This window comes from Kineococcus glutinatus (assembly GCF_039542765.1).
Classification (GTDB): domain Bacteria; phylum Actinomycetota; class Actinomycetes; order Actinomycetales; family Kineococcaceae; genus Kineococcus_A; species Kineococcus_A glutinatus.
Genome location: NZ_BAABIL010000669.1, coordinates 1 through 1,534 on the forward strand (window position 1 = coordinate 1; position 1,534 = coordinate 1,534).

2 protein-coding genes are annotated in these 1,534 nt (G+C 75.7%); both read right to left on the bottom strand.

The features are described 5' to 3' along the window. Positions 1-1,010 (bottom strand): polyphosphate kinase (locus tag ABEB16_RS19875; protein WP_486335998.1); only part of this gene is annotated, 1,010 nt, incomplete at its 3' end. A 110-nt stretch (positions 1,011-1,120) separates the two neighbouring features. After that, on the bottom strand, positions 1,121-1,534 hold a 414-nt coding region (locus tag ABEB16_RS19880), incomplete at its 5' end, for a GNAT family N-acetyltransferase (RefSeq protein ID WP_345713934.1).

Sequence of the window (1,534 nt, forward strand, 5' to 3'; positions counted from 1 at the left end):
AGGCCGCGCAGGTCGAGCGGCTCGGGGAGCTCGTACACCTCCTGCTCGCTGACCCCCAGCTCCCGCACCAGCAGGTCGCGGATCGTGCGGTCGATGTCGGAGGCCACCTCCAGCCGCACCGGCGGGCCGAAGCGGCGGCGCAGCAGCTCCTTCTCCAGCGCCTGCAGCAGGTTCTCCGCGTCGTCCTCCTCCACCTCCAGGTCCTCGTTGCGGGTCACCCGGAAGGTGTGGTGCTGCACGACCTCCATGCCCGGGAACAGCTGGTCCAGGTGGACGGCGATGACGTCCTCCAGCGGCACGAAGCGCGCCGTGCGCGGCCCCTCCGCCGACGCCGCCGGCGCGCCCCCGGCGGGCTCGACCTCCACGAACCGCGGCAGCAGCGGCGGCACCTTCACCCGCGCGAAGTGCTCCTTGTCCGTCGTGGGGTTGCGCACCACGACGGCCAGGTTCAGCGACAGGCCGGAGATGTACGGGAAGGGGTGCGCGGGGTCCACCGCCAGCGGCGTCAGGACGGGGAACACCCGGTCGCGGAAGAACCCGTGCAGCCGGACCTGCTCCTCCGGCGCCAGCTCCTCCCAGCGGACGATCGTGATGCCGGCCTCGGCCAGCGCCGGGCGCACCCGGTCGGTGAACGCCGCCGCCTGGCGGGCCGTGAGCTCGTGGGCGCGGGTGCTGATCGCCTCCAGCACCTCGCGCGGCTCCAGGCCGCTGGCGGCGGTCACGGCCAGACCGGTGGCCATGCGCCGCTTCAGGCCGGCCACGCGCACCATGAAGAACTCGTCGAGGTTGTTGGCGAAGATCGCCAGGAACCGGGCCCGCTCGAGCAGGTGCATGTCCGGGTCCTCGGCGAGCGCGAGGACCCGTTCGTTGAACGCCAGCCACGACACCTCCCGGTCCGCGAACCGGTCCGCGGGCAGCTCGGCGGCGTCCTCCTCGCGGGCGAGCGCCGGCCGGGGCGCGATCGCCTGTGGTGCGGAACCCTGCTGCGTGCTGGCGCTCATGCCCAGCATCCTGCCACCGGCACCGCTGCGGCAGCCCGTCGTGCGCGGCGACCGGGTGGTCGGCGGACCCCCGGTGCAGCCGGGGTGCACACCGGGTGATCGGCGGGTGGGTACCGGCCTCAGCCGGGCAGGCGGTACTGCACGTCCAGCGCGGCGCGCTCGAAACCCAGCCCCCGGTACAGCCGCACCGCCGCGGTGTTGCCGCCGTCGACGTACAGCTCGGCCAGCCCCACCCGCCCGGCGAGGTGCCGCAGGCCCGCGACCGCCAGCACCCGCCCCAGGCCCCGCCCCGCGGCCGCCGGTGCCACCCCGAGCACGTACACCTCGCCGACGGCCGAGCCCGGCTCCCGCTTCGTCCAGTGGAACCCCAGCAGGCGCGGGTGCTCCCCGTCCGGGTCCGGCCCGCCCCCGTGCGCGACCTCCTCGGCGAGCAGGAAGCCCGCCGGGTCGAACCAGTCCGCCGCCGTGCGGGCGCGCAGGTCGGCCGCGCCCCAGCGGCCCTGCTCCGGGTGGCCGGCGAAGGCCGCGGCGTT